Source organism: Acinetobacter sp. YH12226 (genome assembly GCF_013417805.1).
In the GTDB taxonomy this organism is placed as follows: Bacteria; Pseudomonadota; Gammaproteobacteria; order Pseudomonadales; family Moraxellaceae; genus Acinetobacter.
In genome coordinates this window covers 396,801-417,406 of sequence record NZ_VPDG01000001.1, presented here as the reverse complement: position 1 = coordinate 417,406, position 20,606 = coordinate 396,801, and the positions used below count along the sequence as shown (strand labels likewise).

The 20,606-nt window shown below is 41.9% G+C and carries 20 protein-coding genes; 15 read left to right on the top strand and 5 right to left on the bottom strand.

The window, feature by feature from the left end; translation table 11 throughout:
- Window positions 1-55 precede the first annotated feature (55 nt).
- Entirely contained in the window at window positions 56-1,894 is a 1,839-nt protein-coding gene (gene typA, locus FTV08_RS02020) for a translational GTPase TypA (RefSeq protein WP_004281716.1), read from the top strand.
- A 177-nt stretch (window positions 1,895-2,071) separates the two neighbouring features.
- Window positions 2,072-2,512 (top strand): large conductance mechanosensitive channel protein MscL, encoded by a 441-nt coding sequence (gene mscL / locus FTV08_RS02015; RefSeq protein ID WP_004281717.1) that lies wholly within the window; start codon window positions 2,072-2,074, stop codon window positions 2,510-2,512.
- An 82-nt stretch (window positions 2,513-2,594) separates the two neighbouring features.
- Here the strand turns inward: mscL and FTV08_RS02010 are convergent, their stop codons facing one another.
- Together FTV08_RS02010 and mutM are read right to left on the bottom strand one after the other, a co-directional pair.
- Window positions 2,595-2,879, bottom strand: coding sequence for a peptidylprolyl isomerase (locus tag FTV08_RS02010; RefSeq protein ID WP_180086455.1), 285 nt, complete (start codon window positions 2,877-2,879; stop codon window positions 2,595-2,597).
- Window positions 2,876-3,736: a bifunctional DNA-formamidopyrimidine glycosylase/DNA-(apurinic or apyrimidinic site) lyase gene (gene mutM, locus FTV08_RS02005; RefSeq protein WP_180086453.1), complete on the bottom strand. Its 861-nt coding sequence runs from the start codon at window positions 3,734-3,736 to the stop codon at window positions 2,876-2,878. Before mutM ends, FTV08_RS02010 begins: the two co-directional genes overlap by 4 nt.
- 399 nt (window positions 3,737-4,135) lie before the next feature.
- On the opposite strand from mutM, the gene FTV08_RS02000 reads away from it, so the two are divergent.
- From FTV08_RS02000 to FTV08_RS01990, 3 genes are all read left to right on the top strand, one after another.
- Window positions 4,136-5,404 carry a carbohydrate porin gene (locus FTV08_RS02000; RefSeq protein ID WP_180086451.1) on the top strand — a complete coding sequence of 423 codons (1,269 nt, stop codon included), beginning with the start codon at window positions 4,136-4,138 and terminating at the stop codon, window positions 5,402-5,404.
- Between the two features lie 92 nt (window positions 5,405-5,496).
- Window positions 5,497-6,606 (top strand): NADH:flavin oxidoreductase/NADH oxidase, encoded by a 1,110-nt coding sequence (locus FTV08_RS01995; protein ID WP_180086449.1) that lies wholly within the window; start codon window positions 5,497-5,499, stop codon window positions 6,604-6,606.
- 60 nt (window positions 6,607-6,666) lie between these two features.
- On the top strand, window positions 6,667-7,593 hold the full coding sequence (locus FTV08_RS01990) for an AEC family transporter (RefSeq protein WP_180086447.1): 927 nt from the start codon (window positions 6,667-6,669) through the stop codon (window positions 7,591-7,593).
- Between the two features lie 81 nt (window positions 7,594-7,674).
- Here the strand turns inward: FTV08_RS01990 and FTV08_RS01985 are convergent, their stop codons facing one another.
- A complete protein-coding gene (locus tag FTV08_RS01985; RefSeq protein WP_114541041.1) occupies window positions 7,675-8,472 on the bottom strand; it encodes a tetratricopeptide repeat protein in 798 nt (265 codons plus the stop codon).
- A gap of 263 nt (window positions 8,473-8,735) precedes the next feature.
- Here FTV08_RS01985 and FTV08_RS01980 point away from each other — a divergent pair, with 263 nt between their 5' ends.
- Window positions 8,736-8,981, top strand: a complete 246-nt coding sequence (locus FTV08_RS01980; protein ID WP_004645929.1) for a hypothetical protein — start codon at window positions 8,736-8,738, stop codon at window positions 8,979-8,981.
- Between the two features lie 51 nt (window positions 8,982-9,032).
- Here the strand turns inward: FTV08_RS01980 and FTV08_RS01975 are convergent, their stop codons facing one another.
- Together FTV08_RS01975 and FTV08_RS01970 are read right to left on the bottom strand one after the other, a co-directional pair.
- On the bottom strand, window positions 9,033-9,758 hold the full coding sequence (locus tag FTV08_RS01975; RefSeq protein ID WP_180086445.1) for a folate-binding protein YgfZ: 726 nt from the start codon (window positions 9,756-9,758) through the stop codon (window positions 9,033-9,035).
- A 114-nt stretch (window positions 9,759-9,872) separates the two neighbouring features.
- Complete coding sequence (locus FTV08_RS01970) at window positions 9,873-12,005, bottom strand: multicopper oxidase family protein (protein WP_180086443.1); 2,133 nt, start codon at window positions 12,003-12,005, stop codon at window positions 9,873-9,875.
- A 514-nt stretch (window positions 12,006-12,519) separates the two neighbouring features.
- Here FTV08_RS01970 and acnD point away from each other — a divergent pair.
- The 9 genes from acnD to FTV08_RS01925 all read left to right on the top strand — a co-directional run bounded on the left by acnD (window position 12,520) and on the right by FTV08_RS01925 (window position 20,215).
- Window positions 12,520-15,141, top strand: coding sequence for a Fe/S-dependent 2-methylisocitrate dehydratase AcnD (acnD, locus tag FTV08_RS01965; protein WP_180086441.1), 2,622 nt, complete (start codon window positions 12,520-12,522; stop codon window positions 15,139-15,141).
- Window positions 15,142-15,218: 77 nt separating this feature from the next.
- Window positions 15,219-15,770, top strand: a complete 552-nt coding sequence (locus FTV08_RS01960; RefSeq protein ID WP_180086439.1) for a hypothetical protein — start codon at window positions 15,219-15,221, stop codon at window positions 15,768-15,770.
- Window positions 15,771-16,313: 543 nt separating this feature from the next.
- Complete coding sequence (locus FTV08_RS01955) at window positions 16,314-16,457, top strand: zinc ribbon-containing protein (RefSeq protein WP_004645925.1); 144 nt, start codon at window positions 16,314-16,316, stop codon at window positions 16,455-16,457.
- Between the two features lie 271 nt (window positions 16,458-16,728).
- Window positions 16,729-17,106, top strand: coding sequence for a hypothetical protein (locus FTV08_RS01950; RefSeq protein ID WP_180086437.1), 378 nt, complete (start codon window positions 16,729-16,731; stop codon window positions 17,104-17,106).
- A 149-nt stretch (window positions 17,107-17,255) separates the two neighbouring features.
- Entirely contained in the window at window positions 17,256-17,477 is a 222-nt protein-coding gene (locus FTV08_RS01945) for a hypothetical protein (protein ID WP_180086435.1), read from the top strand.
- Between the two features lie 113 nt (window positions 17,478-17,590).
- Entirely contained in the window at window positions 17,591-17,854 is a 264-nt protein-coding gene (locus FTV08_RS01940; RefSeq protein WP_180086433.1) for a hypothetical protein, read from the top strand.
- A 530-nt stretch (window positions 17,855-18,384) separates the two neighbouring features.
- A complete protein-coding gene (locus FTV08_RS01935) occupies window positions 18,385-18,633 on the top strand; it encodes a DUF6868 family protein (protein WP_180086431.1) in 249 nt (82 codons plus the stop codon).
- Window positions 18,634-18,755: 122 nt separating this feature from the next.
- The gene (locus FTV08_RS01930) at window positions 18,756-19,469 is read left to right on the top strand and encodes an SIMPL domain-containing protein (RefSeq protein ID WP_180086429.1); all 714 of its coding nucleotides are present in this window, start codon (window positions 18,756-18,758) and stop codon (window positions 19,467-19,469) included.
- Window positions 19,470-19,549: 80 nt separating this feature from the next.
- Window positions 19,550-20,215 (top strand): pseudouridine synthase, encoded by a 666-nt coding sequence (locus tag FTV08_RS01925; protein WP_180086427.1) that lies wholly within the window; start codon window positions 19,550-19,552, stop codon window positions 20,213-20,215.
- Window positions 20,216-20,606: the final 391 nt, after the last annotated feature.

The following is a 20,606-nucleotide window of genomic DNA, read 5'->3' as shown; positions in this document are numbered from 1 at the left end:
AGTTTTGTATTTTTCTGTATAATTTGCCCTCAAATTACATACGCATTGAATTTACATGTCAGATATTAAAACTCTCCGTAACATCGCCATTATTGCGCACGTCGATCATGGTAAAACCACTCTTGTAGACAAACTTTTGCAACAATCAGGTGCTCTCGGTGATCGCGCGGGTGAGATCGAGCGTGTCATGGATTCTGGCGCTATTGAAAGCGAACGTGGTATTACCATTCTTGCAAAAAACACTGCAATCAAATGGTTAGATGAACGTACCAATACTGAATACCGTATTAACATCGTGGACACCCCGGGACACGCCGACTTCGGTGGTGAAGTTGAACGTGTAATGTCGATGGTTGACTGCGTACTTCTTCTTGTTGACTCACAAGAAGGCCCGATGCCACAAACTCGTTTCGTAACGCAAAAAGCGTTCGCACGTGGTTTAAAACCAATCGTGATTATTAACAAAGTCGACAAGCCAAGCGCGCGTCCAGACTGGGTAATTGACCAAGTATTTGATTTGTTCGATAACTTAGGTGCTTCTGACGAACAGTTAGACTTCCCAGTTGTTTATGCTTCAGGCCTTCGTGGTGTTGCTGGTCCTTCTCCAGAAGAACTTGCTGAAGACATGACTCCATTGTTCCAAACGATCGTAGACATCGTTGAACCACCAGCGGTTGACGTTGATGGTCCATTCCAAATGCAAGTATCTTCACTTGACTATAACAGCTTCGTAGGCGTTATCGGTATTGGTCGTATCCAGCGTGGTTCAGTGAAATTAAACACACAAGTAACTGTAATCGATAAAGATGGCAAAACACGTAACGGGCGTATCTTAAAAATCATGGGTTACCACGGTTTAGATCGCGTTGACGTTGAAGAAGCTTCTGCAGGCGATATCGTTTGTGTAACGGGTATCGATGCACTCAACATTTCTGACACCATTTGTGATCCGAAAAATGTTGAAGCTTTACCGCCATTGTCTGTAGATGAACCTACAGTATCGATGACATTCCAGGTAAACAACTCACCGTTTGCTGGTAAAGAAGGTAAGTTCGTAACTTCACGTAATATCCGTGAACGTCTAGACCGCGAATTGATTCACAACGTAGCATTACGTGTTGAAGATACTGACAGTCCAGACCGTTTCAAAGTATCTGGTCGTGGTGAACTTCACCTTTCAGTTCTTATTGAAAACATGCGTCGCGAAGGCTTCGAAATGGGCGTATCTCGTCCACAAGTAATCATTAAAGAAATTGATGGTGAAAAACAAGAGCCATACGAAAACGTTACTTTTGACGTTGAAGAACAGCACCAAGGCGCTGTAATGGAACAAATGGGTCATCGTAAAGGTGAAATGACCAATATGGAAGTTGACGGTAAAGGCCGTATCCGTATTGAAGCCACTGTTCCTTCACGCGGTCTGATTGGTTTCCGTTCTGAATTCCTGACCATGACTTCTGGTACAGGGATCATGACGTCTAGCTTCTCGCACTACGGTCCAATGAAGCAAGGTACTGTTGCGAAACGTCAAAACGGTGTGTTGATTTCAATGGTTCAAGGTACTTGCCTGGGCTATGCACTGTTCACACTTCAAGACCGTGGTCGTCTATTCGCGAAACCACAGTTAGAAGTTTATGAAGGTATGATCATCGGTATTAACTCTCGTTCAGACGACATGACAGTTAACCCGACTAAAGCAAAACAGTTAACGAACGTACGTGCTTCTGGTACTGACGATGCGTTGACTCTTGTTCCTGCGATTGAATATACACTTGAGCAAGCACTTGAGTTTATTGAAGATGATGAATTAGTAGAAGTAACACCTAAGTCAATCCGTATCCGTAAGCGTTTCTTGACTGAAAATGAACGTAAACGTAACCGTTCAGGTAAATAATCGCTAGATTATTTCGGGTTTTCAGAAACCGTAATCTTTTCGAAGATTACGGTTTTTTTATATTTACGCTATGCTTAGATCACAATTTACTAAAACGCATTAAACTAGGTCAAAATTACAAGTATTTACTCAGGTATAATTTGACCCAAAACTTGAAAATAAAATATGGGAGCAGTTATGAGCATTATTCAAGAATTTAAAGAGTTTGCGATCAAAGGCAACATGATGGATCTGGCGATTGGTGTCATCATCGGTGGTGCTTTTAGCAAGATCATCGATTCATTGGTGAAAGACATTATTATGCCTTTAATTACCGTGATTACCGGTGGTGGCGTCGATTTTACGCAAAAATTCTTTATTTTAGGAAGAAACCCAGACAATTTACAATCTTTAGATGCCTTGACTAAAGCTGGTGTGAATGTACTGACTTACGGTAACTTTTTAACGATTTTAATTAATTTCTTAATCTTGGCTTGGGTCGTATTTTTATTGGTTAAATTCATGAACCGTTTACGTAAACAAGAAGGCCCAGTCGAGGAAACTCCGACCACCCCAGCCGATATTGAATTGCTGCGTGAAATTCGTGATGAATTGAAAAAGCGTCCACCTCAAGTCTAATTTTTCTAATCCCCCTAAATCCCCTTTATAAAAGGGGAACTTCTCCCTTTAACAAAGGGAGGTAGGGAGGGATTTATAAATATTAAAAATCCATCCGAAACTTGATTTCGACCAAATGAAAACCAAACTGGCTTTTGATCGGGCCATGTAATACACGTTCTGCTGCAGTGAAAACCAGTTTATCAATGACCGGAACCAGTTGACCTTTCTTCACTTCACCTAGCTCACCGCCACGTTTGGCAGAATTACAGGTTGAGTACTGTTTTGCGATTTTATTAAAGTCGGCGCCACTTAAAATCTTCTTTTTAAGTTGTTCAGCAGTTTCTTTATCTTTAACCAGAATATGACGCACAATGGCTGTTTTCATGACTTTTTCCCTCGTAAAGTTGCCACTTTTTTGACAGGGAGCTGGATCTTTTTCAAAGGTTGGCACTCAGGACAAAAAACTGAAGCCCGTTGTCCCAATTTAATATTTTCAAGCGTGGTCTCGCAGTTCACGCACATTTCACCAGCGCGGCCATAAGCCAGCAAGGTTTGCTGGAAATAGCCATTTTCGCCCATGGCATTGGTGTAGTCTCTTAAGGTTGAACCACCCAGATCAATCGCCTGTTTCAAGATGCGCTTGATTTCCAGCGCTAGCTTTTCAATCTGTATCAAGCTTAAAGTCGAGGCCGGTTGTGCCGGATGAATCCCCAGATTAAACAGACTTTCGGTCGCATAAATATTGCCTACGCCCACCACCACATGGTTATCCATAATTGCAACTTTGGTGCCAACATTTTTATTCTTCAATTTTTCAAATAAATACTCCGCGTTAAAGTTCTCGCTTAAGGGTTCTGGCCCCAGCGTGTCAATCAATTTGCTTTGTGATTGTGCATCCAGCCAAAGAATGCAGCCAAAACGGCGAGGGTCATGGTAACGCAGTTCGATATCTTCAAACTGAATGATCAGATGGTCATGTTTACGTAATTCTTCATTGCCATTGCATAGACGGAAACTCCCCGACATGCCCAAATGCCAGAGCATGGTGTCGTGTTCAAACTCTGCCAGAATGTATTTAGAACGGCGAGTGAGATTCAGTAATTTTTGCCCCACCAGTTTTTCTATATTCTCCGGAATAGGCCAGCGTAAGCTTGACTGACGCACTTCAACACGTTTTACGCGTTGTTCCAATAAAGGCAATAAACTGGTTTTGGTGGTTTCAACTTCTGGTAATTCAGGCATAACACATCAGTGGCGAGGGAGATGCAGTTAATATTGGGTGAATTGGCTGGGATTGCAAGCGTTAATCGGGGTGAAATCGCTGGAAAATGACTGGGTATTTCATGTTTATTTAAGCTGTAATTGTTTAAAGAATAAACTGGGTTTCTATGTTTTTATAGCGAATTTTCTTAGAAGTAAATCGAATGGAAATTATCAATACATTATAAGCTGATGAAAAATATATAAATAATTTAAGATTTTTTAAATAAAAATTATATTTTTATGTTTAAGACATAACTAAAAGTTTAATGAGTAATAAAAAAAATGCTGGGAATTTGTATGAAAAGTTATGTAAATTCATGCACCTAATAGCAATTTAAAAACCTTGCTTGTTTTTCTCTCCGAATGTTTAGGTTTTACATGAAATATTTAGGTCTAGCTCTATTGCCTTTAATGGCTGCCATGACAACCGCTCAGGCGGAATCTGCATTTGATCCACAAGGTCAGTATTTACTGGGGGACTGGAATGGTCAACGTACAGAACTGGCCCAACAGGGAATTAAATTTGAAGCCAATCTGTTAACCGATACCGCCTATCTTGCTGATGGTGGTCGTAATGAGGGCGCAGATCCATTAACTTCTGCCCAATTATGGCTGGGTACTCAACTGGATATGGAAAAGCTGGCAGGATGGAATGGCGTCACTGTACGTGCCGTGATGAGTGCACGTCAGGGTCAAAGTACCTCTGTTCGTGACTTGCAGGATCCTAGTGCGCCGCAACTGGCCAATGTACAAGGTACTTTTGGGCGTGGTAATCAGGAGAGTCGTCTGAGCGAGCTGTCTATTGAAAAGAATTATAAAGACCAGGGACTCAGTATTAAGGCGGGTCGTCTTGGCCTGGGCATGGACTTTAATGTCATGGCTTGTGATTTTGCCAGTACTGCATTTTGTGCAGCGCAAATGGGCAAATGGCAGGGCAATATCTGGATGAATACGCCTGTAGCACAATGGGGTGCGCGCGTGAAGCAGCAACTCAATCCTGAACTTGCGGTACAAGTCGGTGTGTATGAGTTTAATCCGGATAATGGTAATGGCGCTAAAGAAGGTCAAGGCTGGAGTCTGGATACCGACCATGCAGATGGCGTGACAATTCCAGCAGAAGTAATCTGGACACCGAAATCATTAGTGAATGGCCTGCCAGGCAGCTACCGGGTTGGCGGGATGTACAATACGGCCGATGATGTTGCCAACCAAAAAGATATTGCCAATCCTACTGATGCCAAAAACCGTACCTTTGCAGGCTGGTTAGCTGTAGAACAACAGTTAACGTCTACAGGTCAGGGCCGTCAGGGTTTGCATTCATTTGCCAACTTTACCTGGCATGACCGCGATACCAATAAAGTGGATAATTCACAACAAATTGGTGTGAAATATATCGGTCTTGCGGACAGTCAACCGAACGACATTTTAGGTCTGGCGGTCAACCGTGTGCATGTGAATGATCGCTTTGCTGATTCACGGCCAGCTTTCAATGCTGATGCAGAATACAATATTGAACTGAACTATAGCTATAACACAACAAAGTGGCTGATGCTGCGTCCAAACCTGCAATATGTCATTAATCCAGGTTCAAGCAACAATGTGGATGATGCACTGGTACTCGGTTTGACTACACGAATCATCTTCTAAAGTTTGATCGTTCACGTTATAACTAAACAGGCTCTTGGGAGCCTGTTTTTATTTCTAGAGTGAAACTGTGCAATAAAAAGAGGAAATACAGCGTGGCATTACTATTTCAACCTATTCAATTTGGATCACTGCAACTTCAAAATAAAATCGTAATTGCGCCGATGTGTCAGTACTCTGCAACAGAGCAGGGGGAAATTACCTATTGGCACGAGCAGCAATGGGCTAACTATGCCTTATCGGGTGCAGGTTTATGTATTGTCGAAGCGACTGCGGTACAGCCAGAAGGCCGGATCAGTTATGCCGATCTGGGTTTATGGAATGACGAACAGGCAAAGCAGATCAAGACTTTACTAGAAAAAGTCAAATCCATCTCCCCGATGCCTTTTGCCATTCAGCTCGCACATGCCGGACGTAAAGCTTCCACAGATAAACCATGGGCAGGTAAAGGTCAGTTTAAGCCGAATGAAGCACATGGCTGGCAAACTGTTTCTGCCAGTGATATTCCTTTTCAGGCCGATGAACATCCACCTAAGGCATTAAGCCAGTTGGAAATTGAGCAGGTCATTGCTGACTTTGCAGAAAGTGCCAAACGTGCAGTTGAGGCTGGTTTTGACCTGATTGAGCTGCATGCAGCGCATGGTTATTTACTGCATCAGTTCATGTCACCACTTTCCAATAAACGTGATGATCAGTATGGCGGTTCACTGGAGAACCGGATGCGCCTGACTCTGGAAGTATTACAAGCCATGAAAGCGGCGGTTCCAGAAGGTTATCCGATTGGAGTACGTATTTCGGCCAGCGATTGGATGGATCAGCCAGATAGCTGGACTATTGATTCTTCAATTGAATTGTCCAAAGCACTGGAAGCTGCGGGTGCTGCCTATATTCATATTTCCAGTGCCGGCTTACATGCCAAACAGAACATTGATGTGAAGCCGAATTATCAGGTGCCTTTTGCAGATGCGATCAAGAAAGTCGTGAGTATTCCCGTGATTGCCGTCGGTTTGATTACTGAAGCTAAGCAGGCAGAAGATATTTTGCAAAAAGGTCAAGCTGATGCCATCGCACTGGCTCGTGCCATTCTTTATGATCCACATTGGCCTTGGCATGCAGCGGCAGCACTTGAGGAAAAAATTAAGATTTCACCGCAATATCTGCGCTGTGCACCGCATGGTTTGAATCACCTGTTTGAGCCTTTTTAACACTGCTTTAGTCTCAGAAATTCTTATAATGGAATATCACTGGCAAGAGGATACTGCATTATGATTTTTGCGGTCATTGTGCCCATATTTTTATTATTGGCACTGGGTTATCTGACTGTAAAGAGTCAAGTGTTAAGCAAAGAGCAGGTGGGGACGGTCGGTGCTTTTGTCATTAAAGTGGCCTTGCCCTTGCTGTTCTTTCAGTCCCTTGCCTCCAAAGACCTGCATGAAATCTGGTATTTTGAATACTTTGCCGTGTATAGCAGTGTGACCTTGCTGCTCTATGGTAGCGGCTTCTGGATTATGCGCCGTCATTTTCAGAATACGCATTCGCAAAGTGCAGTGCTGTCGTTGGGCGCTGCAATGTCAAATACTGGCCTGATTGGTACGGCTGTGCTCAGCTTATTGATCGGGCAACAGGCGATGACCTATACCTCTCTGGTGGTCATCATTGAAAGCGTGTTGCTGATTCCGCTGGTGCTGGTCATGGCTGCGCTGGGCACACAACATCAGGCAAATCTTGGCGCCATTTTGAAAAGTGTACTGCTGACCTTGCTGAAGAATCCCTTATTTATGGGGGTCATGCTCGGCATGGTCTGTGCGGTTTTCCAGATTAAAATTCCAGTCTATCTCGATCAGGTCTTTGCCTTGATTGGTCAGACGGCCTCACCATTGGCCTTGTTTGCCATTGGCGGCGGGATCGTAGGAATGAGTCTGAAATATGTCAATCTGCAAAGTTTCTATCTGGTATTTTCCAGCAATATCATGATGCCATTATTGATGTATCTGGGACTGAGCCAGTTAACTGATTTAAGTCAGGAAATGGTCCATGCTGGTACGCTCATTGCAGCTTTGCCGATGCCGACGATTTTTGGCATGTTGGGACAGGCGTATGGTCTGAATGATCGAACTTTAACGCCATTGTTGATGAGTACCATTGCCGGTTTTATCGTGACCAGTGGCTTAATTGCCTTGTGGTGGGGATAATCTTTTAGCAGATGAATGCTCTGCTATTAAAAAGCCCCAAATTGCATGGGGCTTTTTATATTTTAATTGTGTGGAATTAACTTAACTTTTCTTCGCAGGTGCTTTTTTCTGCTCAGCCAGCATTTTGTCTACCGCTGCCAAAGACTCTTTGGCCTGTGGAACATTTTGCTGCGCCAGTGCGGCAAAGATTTTCTTCGCTTCTGGCAGGTTTTGCGGAACAATACTGCCATTGGCAAACATATTACCTACTGCCATCAGCGCCGGAATATAACCTTTTTTTGCCAGTTCCTGAATGCTGCTTAGGCCTTGCTGAATCGGTTTTTCATCTTTGTTTTTGAAACCGCTGCTGATGTCATATAAGGCTTTGGCATGAATGGCCTGCATATTGCCTTTGCTGATCAGCGGTTGCAGCTTTTGCAGTCCGGCTTTATTTGACGCTGCTGTATTTTCAGAAAATAGCAGTATGGCCAGATCAATGCTGGCATCATCAAATTTGGCTGCTGAAGCGCGTTCCAGATGCTGTTTGGCTTTGGCCAAATCCTGTTTGAGGCCGAGTGTGCCGGCTGCATAGTTTTTACCCAGTACATAATTGGCCACCGGATAGCCTTTGCTGGCTGCCTGCTCGTAAAGCTGAATGGCTTTTTTCTCGTCCTTGGTTGTACCTTGGCCGGTTTGGGTCAAATAGCCTAAGTTATATAAAGCTTGGGCATTTCCCTGACTGGCCAATTGATTCAAAGCGTCATAGGCACCTTTAAAATTATTGGCTTTGACCATGGCCTCAACTTTTTGGAATTGGGGATCGACTTGATCTTTTACGGTATTTGCCAGAGCGAATTGCGCAGAAAGGGCAAGAACTGTAGCGAGTACTAATTTTTTCATGGTTCCTATAACCTTATTATTGCTGGCACCTTATTCCTTGGTGCCGTTTTAATCATTTTCACTTACATCATAAAAGGATTTTGTGCTTTGTAAATATACAATTTGTCACTAAATACAAATCATCGAAGCACAATACACCGATTAAATCGATGCATGATTTGCACAGGTTTCTGATCAATCCTGCAGATATCAAAAGGATTACTTTGCTTCAGCCGACTTCTCTGATTAAATCTCGGTTTGAATCAGACTCCCAGGATTTAACCATGTTTGTCAAAACCATTAAACGTCACTATGACAGAATCAATGCTGATGAATCGATTGCCGATGAAGACAAGATTGATGCGCTGCTGATGAAACTTGGTGCAGAGTTTTTGATGAGTCAGGAAGACCGAGTATATGTCTTTCAAAAAGGTGAACTCACGGCAAAGTTTGATGCCAAACATGCGCGGGCCTATCATTTTAAAGATTATGTGGTAAAAGACATGAACAAGCTGTTTCATGGCTTCTAAAATAAAAAAGCCAAGAATTTTATCTTGGCTTTTTTATGAGTTATGCAGTGATTATTGCGGACGCGCTACATCACCGCTCAAAGCTTCAGGAAGTTCCAGAACTTCGAGACCTAGCTCGGTCAATGCTTCAGGTTTTGCCACGACTAGCGCTTTATAACCATTCTCAATCGCGATGCTATTGACGATTTCAACATCATTATTCAGTTTGGTCGCAACATCAGGTGCGGCACCTGTGCCTTGAACCAGATGTAACCAGTGTTTTGGCTTGGCTTTAAACCATAAACGTGCAATGACTTCCTGACCCAGATAGCAACCCTTGTCATAGTGAATGCCTTCGCGTTGATGCAAACGTAATTCCTGTGGTTGAAACAGGGTTGCAGTGGCAGCCTGAATCCAGGCTTGACCTGATTCAATGGCTTGCTGTTCCCACATCGTCACATCGGTTTCAGTCGCCACAAAGTCAGTATGAATGCCATTGATGACTGGATAAACTGGACCGACCAATTCCAGTTTCATTTTTGAAAAGGCACCAAATTTTTTAATATGATTGGTCAGTTCCGTAGCCTGATCTTCAGTGCTGACGATTTCAAAACTTTCCGGACTGATTTTTTTAAGCCACAAGCCAAATTGAATGCGTCCTTTCAGACTGCAGATTGCAGTATAGCGTGTCTGGTTTTCCGCCAAATTTTCAGTATTCAAAGTCACCTGACCTTGAAGGAATTTTTGTGCATCTACACCATTCAGACTAAACAATGTAAAAGCAGGAGACGCTGCCATAATAAGCCCCGGTTTGAATACTATAAATCAATGCAGTTATTGTGCAGCAAGCATCAAATAGAGGCAAACAAAAAAGCCAACAATCGAAATCATTGGCTTTGAGCGAGCAGATCTTTAGTGGTGATGGCTAGCCGGTAATGGCGAATCACAAGGGAATTTGTCTCCACAGACCCGTACGGTTTCCATCATGCCCTGATCTTCATGGTCGAGGATATGACAATGTTGTACGAAGTCACCTTCAAACTTCTTGTAATGGCTGCGGACAATATAGGTATAGTTTTGTTTTACAAAAAGCGTGTCCTTAAACTGTCCTTTCATGCCACGGTATTGCACATCATCCAGAACTGGATTTACCGGATCTTCTGGGGCTACTGCCTCACTGACATCCTTACCTTGAGGATTCAAAATTTTAACAATCTGGAACGGGTTAACATGAATATGGAACGGATGACCACCAAAACCAGCGCTGGTCAGTTCCCATTCATCAGTCTGTCCAACTTGTAACTGACGGACATATTCGCCATCCACTGAACCATCTCCATCAAAGAAATCTCCAAAACTCAGTGTATCTCCATCTTTTTTATGTCGGAAGCCAAATTTGAATACGCCAGTTCTAGGGTCGGGGCCGAGCGAAAAAGCACTATATTGTTTTGGTCGGGCAGCAACTACTTTATCAATTTCGGGTGTCATCAATGATGGATGATCACTAAACGCAGAAAGATTAAGCTGAGATAACTGGGTCTGGATGTCTTTGCTTAAACCAATTTTTTGTGCCCGATCTTTCAGGAACTGTGCAGCAGTCTGAGCCTTGGTCTTGGCTGCTTTTACATTGACCCATCCCAGCAGTTGGGCATTGAACCGATGATTTGGAGCAATTTGAGGGCCTACATTCGGTAATGGCGCGTTAATTTCATCATCGATATTCAATTTGGTGTCAAAAATGCAGTATCTATTGGTGGTCGGAAAGGCAACCATTGCATCATGACGATAACCAGGATGGAACACGGACAGGGTTCTGGTCTGTACATGATTCATGGTTAAGCCATCTTGCGCGATAGTATGCACATTCAGGCTATTCAGTTTCTCAAATTCAGCTTTCTTGTCTACCTCCTGATAGACTGTACAGGCTTTAATGGTTTGTTCTGCAGTAAATTTACTGGAGTTAGGAATTTCCTTAATGATTAAACCAATGGTATCGCGTACACCACCATGAATCATGCGCCAGCGGTTAAACTGATTCTGTTCTGCTTTGATCTCACCTAAAATTTTACCATTGATAGAGGTGTAGTAGTTATTGTCGCTCCAGGAGGCAAATGCAGCGAGGTCATTATAATTTTCCAGCATGCCTATACCTACACCTTCACAGTTATTGGGAACAGCGAATGTGATATTAGGATCGGGGTTGCTACAGCGATATTGGATTTGCTGGAACAACAGGATGTTTTCGTTCGGGTAACTGTTTTTTTCTTTCCATAGAATATCCATATCTCCAGTTGAGGTGACTTTGCCATTTTTGACTTTTGGTGTTCTTGAGCCTTCAACAATCAATGGACCTGCCATGCCATTCGACACCTGAAGAGCAGTTGAGCCATGCAGATGAGCGTGATACCAGTAAGTCCCTGCGGGATGATTCGGTTCCATTTTGAACTGATAATCAAATTTTTCCTGAGGTTTGAATTTCAAAAAGACATTATCGCTATTGCCTTGAGGACTGACCCAGAAGCCATGGGTATGCAGGTTGGTGGTATTAAAGCAGTGTGGTTCATTTACATTCTCAACATGAGTTGGGCAGGTTGTTTCTGACTCGGGTGGCAGCTGGTTATTCAGGTTAAGCGCCATGGTTTCACCCTGTTTGACCCGAATCTGTGGTCCGACCAGCTGATCCTCGACATATTCACCGGTTTTTTTCTTATCAAATAAACTGGGTTTGGTTAAATAGCCTCTCAGTAGTACCTGATCCCATAATCCGTTTCTAGGGTTATAGAGTTTGCTGGTTTTATAGGCCACGATCAGCTCATATTTGCCCTTGGCACTTTTCGGTAACAGAGGTGGGTTGCTAATTAAGCTGTCTGATGTTGTCGGAACGGGATGTGATGGCTTGGGTGAATGTATTGGGTGTGAGGGATGAGAGGGTTGGGACGGGTTAGATGGATTGGACGGTGGTGATGGATTTTTTGTTCCATCCCAACCGCGAGCTAAGAGCGTCAAAATGGCGGCTATAGCTCCGAATATTGCGATTTTCAACATTTCAGTTCTGCCTGTTATGGTTATTGTTTTAATGTGAGGATTGTGAATAACGTGACATGCGTCACACTGAGCTTCTGACAGTTTTAGAAAATCTGCTATCCCAAATTAGGGGATTGAAATTTTGCTAAATGCGGCGGCAGGACAGGCCTATGAAAACCAGTGAGACTATATTTTTTTATCTTTAAAAAAATGCACATAAAATTAATTATTTATTAATGATATTAGTGGTTTATATTAATAATCAAATAAAAATTTAGAGAAATATTTTGCAACATAAGACTAAAGAATAAGGCGAATTATTCAGATTTTTTTAGCAAAAGACCGCTTTAAAGCAAAAATTCTAAAGTCTATGTAACAAATTTTTGCGAAAATACCGTTTTTTATAATTAAGTATTTGAAAAATATAAAATTTGGGAAATGCTATTTGTGCAGCGTACAATGCTGCTATTACAAAAGTAACTCATCGATATCTATTGATGAATAAAAATAGAGATAAACGAGGGCAGGCAAGCTTATGAACAACAACTACCGTAAACCGCTGCAATCCACCACCCAGCTGGAATATTATGACGTGCGACAGGCCGTAGAAGATATTCAGCCAGGCGCACATGCCAAACTTCCTTATACTTCCAAAGTCCTGGCAGAGCAGTTGGTGCGTCGTTGTGATCCTGCCATTCTGGAACAGTCTTTACGCCAGCTGATTGAGCGTAAACAGGAACATGATTTTCCGTGGTATCCGGCACGTGTAGTGTGTCATGACATCTTGGGGCAAACGGCACTGGTGGATCTTGCCGGTTTACGTGATGCGATTGCCAATCAGGGCGGTGACCCGTCTAAAGTCAATCCGGTAGTTCCAACCCAGCTGATTGTCGATCATTCACTGGCGGTTGAGTTTGGTGGTTTTGATCCGGATGCCTTTGAGAAAAACCGTGCCATTGAAGACCGTCGTAACGAAGACCGTTTCCATTTTATTGAATGGACTAAAACCGCGTTTGAGAATGTTGATGTGATTCCGGCGGGCAATGGCATCATGCACCAGATCAATCTGGAGAAAATGTCTCCAGTGATTCAGAACCGTGACGGTCTGGCATTCCCGGATACCTGTGTTGGTACAGATTCGCATACGCCACATACCGATGCATTGGGCGTGATCTCGATTGGTGTGGGTGGCTTGGAAGCTGAAAACGTGATGCTGGGCCGAGCATCTTGGATGCGTCTGCCAGATATTATTGGTGTGGAATTGGTGGGTCAGCGCAAGCCGGGCATTACTGCAACCGATATCGTATTAGCATTGACTGAATTCCTGCGTAAAGAGCGTGTGGTTGGCGCTTACTTAGAATTCTTTGGTGAAGGTGCTGACAGCATGTCAGTGGGTGATCGCGCCACGATTTCCAACATGACACCGGAATACGGCGCTACCGCTGCGATGTTCTATATCGACCAGAATACGATTGATTATCTGACTTTGACCGGTCGTGAGCCTGAGCAAGTCAAACTGGTGGAAACCTATGCCAAAGAAATTGGTCTTTGGGCATCGGATATGACTCAAGCGGAATATCCACGTGTGCTGCGTTTCGATTTATCGACTGTGACACGTAATATCGCTGGCCCATCAAATCCGCATGCACGCGTATCAACTGCTGACCTGAAAGAAAAAGGCATTGCCGGTAATTTAGAAGCAGCTCGCGCGCAAGAAGCAGAAGGCTTAATGCCAGATGGCGCGGTGATTATCGCGGCGATTACCTCTTGTACCAATACCTCTAACCCACGTAATACGGTGGCGGCAGGTTTGCTAGCACGTAAGGCCAATGAATTGGGCTTGGTGCGTAAACCTTGGGTGAAATCTTCTTTTGCACCGGGTTCTAAAGCGGCTGCTTTGTATTTGGAAGAAGCAGGCGTACTTAAAGATTTAGAAAAACTGGGCTTTGGTATCGTGGCCTATGCATGCACGACCTGTAACGGCATGTCGGGCGCATTAGATCCAAAGATTCAGCAGGAAATCATCGACCGTGACCTGTATGCAACAGCGGTGCTTTCGGGCAACCGTAACTTCGATGGACGTATTCATCCTTATGCGAAACAGGCATTCTTGGCTTCACCGCCTTTAGTGGTGGCGTATGCGATTGCCGGTACGATTCGTTTTGATATCGAAAAAGATGCTTTAGGAAACGATAAAGACGGCAATCCGATTTATCTAAAAGATATCTGGCCATCGGATGAAGAAATTGATGCGCTGGTAAAAGTTGCTGTAAAACCAGAACAATTCAAAAAAATCTACATTCCAATGTTCGACTTGGGTGTGAATGAAAAGGCAACAAGTCCGCTGTATGACTGGCGTCCGCAAAGTACCTATATCCGTCGTCCGCCGTATTGGGAAGGGGCTTTGGCTGCACCGCGTACCTTGTCAAATATGCGTCCGCTTGCGATCTTGGGCGATAACATCACCACCGATCATTTGTCACCATCGAATGCTATTGTTTTAGACAGTGCTTCAGGTGAATACCTGAAAAAAATGGGCGTGCCTGAGGAAGACTTTAACTCCTATGCAACGCATCGCGGTGATCACCTGACCACGCAACGTGCGACTTTTGCTAACCCGAAACTGTTTAATGAAATGGTGGTGCGTTCTGACGGCACCATCAAACAGGGTTCGAAAGCACGTGTGGAACCTGAAGGCGAAGTGATGCGGATGTGGGAAGCGATTGAAATCTACATGAACCGTAAACAGCCGTTGATCATTATTGCCGGTAAGGATTATGGTCAGGGTTCGAGTCGTGACTGGGCAGCAAAAGGTGTACGTCTGGCGGGTGTAGAAGCGATTGTAGCAGAAGGTTTTGAGCGTATTCACCGTACTAATTTAGTCGGTATGGGCGTTTTACCGCTTGAGTTTAAGCCGGGTACAGATCGTAAGACTTTAGGTCTTGATGGTACTGAGCTGTATAGCGTGATTGGTAATATTGCGCCACGTTCGACTTTAACTTTAGTGATTGAGCGTTCAACCGATGATGGTAAGAACCAGATTATTGAAGTGCCAGTGACCTGTCGTCTGGATACCGAAGAAGAAGTACATGTGTATGAAGCAGGTGGGGTCTTACAACGCTTTGCGCAGGATTTCCTGGAAGGGAATGTGGCGTAAGTTTATTTAAAAAAATAATTGATATTGTTTAAAAAAGACCCTACTGTACAGTGGGGTTTTTATCGAGAATAATAAAGATGAGTAATCGAGTATTAAATGGTGATTTTGAATTTTTAACAAATTTATTTAATGAGTTTTTTAGGCAAAAAAGCATACAAAATCGATTAAATATAATTGAAGAGAAAGCAATAAGTGGCTGGGAAACTTGGTTACAGGTTGAGTTGGCATTTTTTTTAGATAAGCATGAAAATGTCATGGGCTGGGAGCGAGAAGTTCCTTGCATAACAGATAAGCGAGTTGAGACGTTAAAGGAAAAAGGGATTATTGATTTTTGGCTAAGGGAAAGAAATAAGTCCACTGAAAGTATGATTGCTGTAGAACTAAAACAGCATAAATCAGCTAAAAGTTGTATTACTGCAATGATAAAAGATCTAAATAAATTTTATTCTCTTAAACCTAGTGAGCATAGTTATATCCGTACTTTTTGGTGTGTAGGTATTCATAAAACTGTTCAAGAAGATACATGTATCGAATACATTAATGCAAATAAAGTAGGTTATGAATTTAATCAAAATCATTTATTAAGTAGAGAAATAAAAGGAACAAATTTCAGTTTTACTATTTTGTAGTCCAAATTTTTATATTTAAGATAAAATTATTGATATTTTTTTGAAAAAGTTAATTATAATCAAATTCTTAATTAAAAATATCCTCAAACCTATTTTTAAAAGGGAAGGTTAGGAGAGAGTAAAATTTTTTGATATTGGTTAAAAAGACCCTGCTGTGAAGTGGGGTTTTTATTTAGAGCATTAATGTCTTTATCAAGAAAATACAAACAGGTACTTTTCTTTTTATACTTAAGCAGTTGAGCTTCCTCAATGATTAAAGACGTCTATAACTTTAAGGGAATATAAAATTTCATATGGCTATGGTGATAATTTTGTATTAACGCACTGCGCTATACTTGGCCTTATGTATCACTTATCTCAATGTTATTAAACTAGTTTACTTGAAAAAAATAATAAATTATCACTTAATTAATGAGTTACTAAATAATAATTAGAAATACTACTTTGCCCAAACGACACTATCATTTACAAAAATGGACAATAGACATTCATTACCAGAGGGTTATACTAGTCAGACCATTTCTAAAACCATGGAGAACAAAGATGGTTACTGCTGGCGAAAAACCCGGAACAGGCTTCTATTTTTGTGTTCAATGCGGACACCGCACCTACTTAGAAATTGGTACTGATCGTTTACCACCGTGTACCAAATGCCAAGGCAATCAATTTAACAATAAGAATGCCTAAGCAAAACAACTCAAACAGTTACCCTCTGTTTTGAATGAAAGCCCTATTACTCGATAGGGCTTTTTGCTGTGGTATCCAAATCTCATACAGAGAAATAAAAGATTATTATGAGAAAACAGTTTTATGTCGGGGGAGGAATCTTGGTTTAAAGCAAAAAATTATAATAAATTCAAAAAATTATTTGAACTATTAGTATAAAAGGTATAGGTTGTCTGCTTTAAAAATTAGCTAACCACTTAAAATTAAGGTTAGATATTTCCGGGGGGAAACAATGAAAAAATTTACAGCTTTAATATTAGGCAGTGCAATCCTATTTACTTCAGGCTGCGCCACGATGTTTAATGGTTCAACCCAAACTGTGAATATCCGTAGTAATGATGAATTGGCTAAGTTATACGTCAATGAAGAATATATGGGACAGCGTAATACTGTCTACACTTTCAAAAAGAAAGAAAACTATGTAATTAAGGCAGAGAAGCAAGGCTGTCAAACCAATACGGTTATTCCACAGAAAACATTTGATCCAACAACTTTATTAGGTATCTTCCTGGATTGGGGAATTATTTCTATTCTGGTTGTAGATGGTGCTGCTACTGGAGCATGGCAAAAATTTAGCCAGACAAGTTATGTTGTTGATCCTAATTGCTAATTAATTCAATTAGATTGAAAAAAATATCCCATTATTAAGTGGGATATTTTTTTATAATGACACATCTTTTTAATAGTTATTTTTGATTGAAAATTAACCAAATCATCCCCATATAAAACCCTAGTTTCACCGTATTTAGGGCTGCTCAATTGCAATATTATCTTGATCTTAATCACGACTCAGGTGTCGCCAATTACGAGATTGGTAATGAGTTTATTCGGGTTCAATTTAAGAAAACCTCGAAAGTCTATACTTACAGCTATAGTAGTGCCGGTTATCAGCATGTCGAGAACATGAAACAGCTTGCCCGATATGGCGATGGGCTAAATGCCTATATTAACCAGCATACCCGTCAGCTCTTTGTACACTAGAACTGGTCTGCTTCTTGCTTCAATCCAAGTCTGAGTCGGCAAATATTTAATAACAGCTAAATATCTGCCTTGAAATAGTGCATATGTACATATTGGAAAGAGGGTAAGCGCATATGGAAATCAGAGAGTACGCACCAGAATCAGGCAAATTAAGCAAAAAAGCCCATTTTTATTCCGCATGGCCATTAATTCTGATCCTGTTTGGGGGCGTAATTGGCTTGCTCTACGGCGTGATGGCTTATTTGGTGAATCTGAAAATCTATAATTCTGAACTGACGAGACTCAATAAGGTTCTGGCCAATCTGCTCTGCGGGATGTCAGCGATCAGTGCATGGTGGTTTAGTGCGCAATGGATTCAGGGAACATTCTTTCAATAAAACAGCAATCCTGACCTGAATATAAATTGCAATAAAGTCTCATTTTGGCGAATAAAAAAGCATAAAAAATTGGAAATGGAATTTATTTCTCTATATGTGGGTTAATAATGAAATAAATTTTCAGATTTAATGCAAATTAAAAAAACATAGGAAATTAATCCCGTCCATCTTTGCCTAATATAGCTTTCAAGGGTGTGATGGGATCGGAAAGAGTAGCATGCTGTGAGCGGCGCAAAACGCGAGTGCAGTACGAACCCAAAAGGTCTCGATTCGGCTTAGGACGCTATAGACCAAAAGTTTATAGGCTATAAGATCAGGTCTTACAAAGAATGATAGTTGAAGTAAACCATTGCGAGTTTTCCCAACACCCTAAAAAATTCTCCAGCAATATACGTAGAATTAAAAATTAAAATAAATATAAATCATAAATTTAAGAAAAATATCCATCTACGCAAGATACAAATAAGCTCTTCATTTCTCAACACGATCTGTTATTTTAAAAACATCAGTTGCCCCTTAGGGGAATCCTCATGAATCTCGATATCTGGTGCCGTTTTTTACTGTTTTGCACACTCATTAATTATGTCATTCTCATGATCTGGTTCATGGTCTTTATTTTTGCTCGAAACTGGATGAAGCAGGTGCATGGAAAATGGTTTCGGCTGTCAGATGCCAGTTTTAATGTGATTCATTATTCAGGAATGGCTGTGTATAAAATTGGCATTCTGCTGTTTAACCTGACGCCGTTAATTGCAATCTATCTGATAAATCAAGGTTAAGTACGATGTTGTGATTGAATCTTCGAGTGATAAAAATAAGATTGAATTAGTATCATTTTATCGCTACTTGATAGCGTGGCAGGATCAATAAGAACGAAAAAAGATTTCAAAGGAGTTGAAGGATGAATCAATTCAAACCGGCCCTGATTTTAGGCGCCTTGATCGGCTTGGGAATGATTATTGCAGGATGGATTCTGGGCAATAGCGCGCTGAAAATTAAACAGTATGAACGTATAGTTTCGGTCAAAGGCTTGTCGGAACGCGAAGTCAAAGCCGATGTGGCGGTATGGCCAATCCGCTTTAATGCCGGCAGTCAGGATTTGGCCGAATTGTACGATACCATGCAAACCAATACCCAGGAAATTCAGACCTTCTTAAAAAATGAAGGATTTAGCACGGAAGAAATTACCAGTGCTTCACCGAGTATCACCGATAAATACGCGCAGCAATATGGCGGGGATGCCAATGTCGCGCTACGTTACACCGCCAGCCAGACCATTACAGTCTATACCCACAACATCGATACAGTACGCAAAGCGCAAAGCCGTTTGGTGGTTTTGGGCAGAAAAGGCATTGCCTTTGCTGGAGATGATTCTGGACAAAGAACGGAATATTTGTTTACCAAGCTGAATGACATCAAGCCGGCAATGATTGAACAAGCCACCGAAAATGCCCGCAGTGTGGCAGAAAAATTTGCTGCCGATTCAAAGAGCAGTCTGGGCAAAATCAAGTCCGCCAATCAGGGACTGTTTAGTATTGAAGATCGTGACAGCAATACACCCTATTTGAAGAAAGTCCGCGTGGTCTCGACAGTCGATTATTATCTGGCAGATTAATCTATCTGGCTGTGCGCAGTGATTGACAGGCTAAATCCCGCTTGTTATTTTGCGCGCATTGCCCCAGATGCTACACCTACATGCCGATTAACCTCGACTTTATTTATTGCCCACCGCAAGAGCCGTTGCAGATTGTTTATGAAGATGATGATCTGCTGGTGATTGAAAAGCCGGCCGGATTATTGTCGGTGCCGGGGCGTTTACCTGAACATCATGACAGCGCTTATTTACGGGTTTTAGATCAGTATCCGCAGGCTAAAATTACCCATCGTCTGGATATGACCACCTCCGGTATTTTGATGTTTGCCAAACACCGCGATGCAGAAGTGGCGGTGAGTAAAATGTTTCAGGCACGCACGGTACATAAAAATTATGTTGCACTGGTACAAGGCAAACTTGAAGGTGAGGGCAGCGTTGATGTGCCTTTGATTACCGACTGGGAAAACCGTCCGCGTCAGATGGTGCATTTTGAACTGGGCAAGGCCGCCAAAACCCTGTATCAGGCCTTAGAATATCTACCCCAGCAAGACATTAGCCGGGTACTACTGACACCAATTACTGGCCGTTCCCATCAGCTACGCGTGCATATGCTGCATATCGGTCATCCCATTACTGGCGATAAAATTTATCATCCTGAACCCCAGCGCAGTCCTTTAAATCGTATGGCCTTGCATGCCAGTTATTTGGCTTTTACCCAGCCTTTGAGTGGTGTCCCGGTTGAAATAAAGGCAGACATACCATTCTAATTTGATTCTGCTTAATAGTTAGATTCAACCGGACACATGCTTTTTAATCTCATAAATATGATCAGGATCAAGCTCTTAAACTGGGCAATCCGAATAAAAAAGTGTGAGAATTTATTTCGATAACAGCGTGGAAATGAGTGGCTTTATAAGCATGTTCAAATGAAATTTTCTACTGATCCATTGCCTGATCGGCAGTTACTGCAGAATATAAATTTTAATGTTCGGTTTATCTCTTGACGATAAGCCTAGAGATTTTTTATTCTTTTATCTCCCGCTATAGGCCTGATGCCTTTATTTTTATGATTTTTTAACCTTCCTTTCATTATTTTTAAACTTTCAAATTATATCCTTTGATATAAAAAATATCGTAAGTTGTTTCAGAATGGATTTG

Coding starts and splice junctions, on each gene's coding strand:
- typA (WP_004281716.1), top strand. CDS start 56: ATGTCAGATATTAAAACTCTCCGTAACATCGCCATTATTGCGCACGTC.
- mscL (WP_004281717.1), top strand. CDS start 2,072: ATGAGCATTATTCAAGAATTTAAAGAGTTTGCGATCAAAGGCAACATG.
- FTV08_RS02010 (WP_180086455.1), bottom strand. CDS start 2,879: ATGAAAACAGCCATTGTGCGTCATATTCTGGTTAAAGATAAAGAAACT.
- mutM (WP_180086453.1), bottom strand. CDS start 3,736: ATGCCTGAATTACCAGAAGTTGAAACCACCAAAACCAGTTTATTGCCT.
- FTV08_RS02000 (WP_180086451.1), top strand. CDS start 4,136: ATGAAATATTTAGGTCTAGCTCTATTGCCTTTAATGGCTGCCATGACA.
- FTV08_RS01990 (WP_180086447.1), top strand. CDS start 6,667: ATGATTTTTGCGGTCATTGTGCCCATATTTTTATTATTGGCACTGGGT.
- FTV08_RS01985 (WP_114541041.1), bottom strand. CDS start 8,472: ATGAAAAAATTAGTACTCGCTACAGTTCTTGCCCTTTCTGCGCAATTC.
- FTV08_RS01980 (WP_004645929.1), top strand. CDS start 8,736: ATGTTTGTCAAAACCATTAAACGTCACTATGACAGAATCAATGCTGAT.
- FTV08_RS01975 (WP_180086445.1), bottom strand. CDS start 9,758: ATGGCAGCGTCTCCTGCTTTTACATTGTTTAGTCTGAATGGTGTAGAT.
- FTV08_RS01970 (WP_180086443.1), bottom strand. CDS start 12,005: ATGTTGAAAATCGCAATATTCGGAGCTATAGCCGCCATTTTGACGCTC.
- acnD (WP_180086441.1), top strand. CDS start 12,520: ATGAACAACAACTACCGTAAACCGCTGCAATCCACCACCCAGCTGGAA.
- FTV08_RS01960 (WP_180086439.1), top strand. CDS start 15,219: ATGAGTAATCGAGTATTAAATGGTGATTTTGAATTTTTAACAAATTTA.
- FTV08_RS01955 (WP_004645925.1), top strand. CDS start 16,314: ATGGTTACTGCTGGCGAAAAACCCGGAACAGGCTTCTATTTTTGTGTT.
- FTV08_RS01950 (WP_180086437.1), top strand. CDS start 16,729: ATGAAAAAATTTACAGCTTTAATATTAGGCAGTGCAATCCTATTTACT.
- FTV08_RS01940 (WP_180086433.1), top strand. CDS start 17,591: ATGGAAATCAGAGAGTACGCACCAGAATCAGGCAAATTAAGCAAAAAA.
- FTV08_RS01935 (WP_180086431.1), top strand. CDS start 18,385: ATGAATCTCGATATCTGGTGCCGTTTTTTACTGTTTTGCACACTCATT.
- FTV08_RS01930 (WP_180086429.1), top strand. CDS start 18,756: ATGAATCAATTCAAACCGGCCCTGATTTTAGGCGCCTTGATCGGCTTG.
- FTV08_RS01925 (WP_180086427.1), top strand. CDS start 19,550: ATGCCGATTAACCTCGACTTTATTTATTGCCCACCGCAAGAGCCGTTG.